We start from the raw sequence: 261 nt of genomic DNA on the forward strand, positions 1-261 counted from the left end.
TTACAGTACAAGGCCAATCAGTGACTCTAGCTTACGGATATCCGCGTCATACCTCAGCAGGTATCATCAGGATGATTAACATTGCCGACAACGGTAGCGGTGGTGAATTTAACATCACAACATACGATGTTAATAATCGAAGCGGGTTACGTATTCGTCCTAATGCGGATTATGCTGCGAATAAATGTGAAATTAGATACTCTCAGCCACAAGTTGCAGGAGAGTCACCTTTAGTTGTCGTCGATATTGACGAGTGTTAAG

General features: G+C 42.9%; 1 protein-coding gene. It reads left to right on the forward strand.

Going from position 1 to position 261, the window contains the following annotated elements:
• The coding region (locus AAEZ02_RS22805) for a hypothetical protein (protein WP_351125381.1) at positions 1 to 260 on the forward strand (260 nt) is incomplete at its 5' end.
• Between the last annotated feature and the right edge of the window lies 1 nt (position 261).

This window comes from Shewanella sp. T24-MNA-CIBAN-0130 (assembly GCF_040310185.1).
Taxonomy (GTDB): Bacteria; Pseudomonadota; Gammaproteobacteria; order Enterobacterales; family Shewanellaceae; genus Shewanella; species Shewanella psychromarinicola.